Below are 1,634 nucleotides of genomic sequence, written 5' to 3'. Positions count from 1 at the left end.
CTTTTTTCATGTTTTTAGTTAAAATTCAGTGTTTCAATAAACGTATTCATGCTATCAAATTGCCTTGCAAAAGCAAGCACCTTTTCACCAAGTAACTTAGCTTGCATGTTTGGTTCATTTTTATTTAGTACCAAATGAGAGCATATACACACATAAAGCAAACACGCATCATTAGAGGTTAAGTAAAGATTACCTCCTAAATAATCATGCTTAGCCAATATCGCTTTTAACTTTGCTAACTGTTCTTTTTCATTCATTAATCAATCGCTTTATGGTTTGTGAATAAAATTTATTGCCGTTTGCCGTTGTTATCTTGTTGTTATTTAGGTGCTTAGCAATATATGAGTATTTGTACCCTTTGGCGTGCATTTCTTTACAAAACGCTCTTAAATCTCTCTTTACTTGTTCTTTGGTCGTGCCTTTGGAGGCATCTAATTTGACATATTCATTAGTCTTGCCTTTGATATATTTATTTACTAATCTTGCTACACTGCTTACATCATAAGGCTTTTTGCTAAGCGGTAATGTTTCTCCAAATTCATTGAGTTTGTTTGCGATTTCGCTGTAAGGCATACATTGATTTTCTTTTAGCAATCCTGCTATCATTGTAACCACTCTTTCATTGCGTTTTTTTGCACTTTCTTTCATACTCACAAGCCCTTTCTCCCTGCCTTCTTTCATTTTATTTTCTCCACCAAAATTTGCAAGCAGTTTGTTTACATTTTCACCGCTAAAATCCCCCCTTTGCCGTCTTACCTCAATTGCTTTTTTGGTTCTTTCATTGATTACCTTTCGCTCCACTTGTGCAAATACACCTAACATTAACGCATACAACTCATTACCACTGCCTTGCAAGTTATCTAATGAAATAAATTGCACCTTACCTTTCAAAAGTGAATTAATATGAGAAACATCTCTCCCTAATCTATCTTGCTTTGCCACTATCAAAGTCGCTTTTTCTTTGCCCGCAAGATTGATTGCTTTCTTTAATTCAGTTCTTACGCTTTCATCAAATTTGCCACTTTGCACATCTGTAAACTCTCCTATTAATTCTCCTTGTTTCATTTTAACAAACGCCAATACTTGACTTTTTTGCGATTCTAAACCTAAACCGCTTTTGCCTTGCTTTTTAGTGCTTACTCTATAATAAGCAACGTACTTTTGTGTATTCATTTTTTTTTATTAAATATTTGTGCAAATGAAGTGAGAAAAACAATGCTTACAAGGTGCGGCAGTGGTGAGAAATTATATATACCATTATACCCCTTTTTTTGTTAAAATGATTGCTTAATATTTCGTTATAACGTAATTTTACATATCTTGTAACATTTTTTTTCTACTTTTACGCTTATAACTAATTGATTTACAATTACATAAGTATCATTTTAACAAACGTAACATTTATCAAAACTGCAACTAACATTGGCTTGGCGAAAAGCGGGGGGCGAAAGTGCTAATTTGTAGTGAAGTGCTTTTTATTTACATTTGTGCTTGTGGGAAGTGTGGTGCTGTTAAACCCCCGCCTTCGCCAAGCCCTGTACGTTAGCGGTTATTGTAAGAATAAATTTTTGATGCGGTTTGTGCTATCAAACTACTTTCTGCTAAAAGTTTTGCGACAAAGTGCGTTTTTTCAA

Annotated in this window: 2 protein-coding genes; both read right to left on the bottom strand. The window is 34.0% G+C overall.

The features are described 5' to 3' along the window. Positions 1-14: 14 nt before the first annotated feature. Positions 15-257, bottom strand: coding sequence for a hypothetical protein (locus BM141_RS22435; protein WP_091549660.1), 243 nt, complete (start codon positions 255-257; stop codon positions 15-17). Next, positions 250-1,173, bottom strand: a complete 924-nt coding sequence (locus tag BM141_RS22430) for a recombinase family protein (RefSeq protein ID WP_091549659.1) — start codon at positions 1,171-1,173, stop codon at positions 250-252. The genes BM141_RS22435 and BM141_RS22430 overlap by 8 nt, the downstream gene beginning before the upstream one ends. Between the last annotated feature and the right edge of the window lie 461 nt (positions 1,174-1,634).

Origin of the sequence: Thermoflexibacter ruber (assembly GCF_900113045.1) — a bacterium.
GTDB lineage: Bacteria > Bacteroidota > Bacteroidia > Cytophagales > Thermoflexibacteraceae > Thermoflexibacter > Thermoflexibacter ruber.
This window is presented reverse-complemented; position numbering and strand designations above follow the sequence as displayed.

Coding starts and splice junctions, on each gene's coding strand:
- BM141_RS22435 (WP_091549660.1), bottom strand. CDS start 257: ATGAATGAAAAAGAACAGTTAGCAAAGTTAAAAGCGATATTGGCTAAG.
- BM141_RS22430 (WP_091549659.1), bottom strand. CDS start 1,173: ATGAATACACAAAAGTACGTTGCTTATTATAGAGTAAGCACTAAAAAG.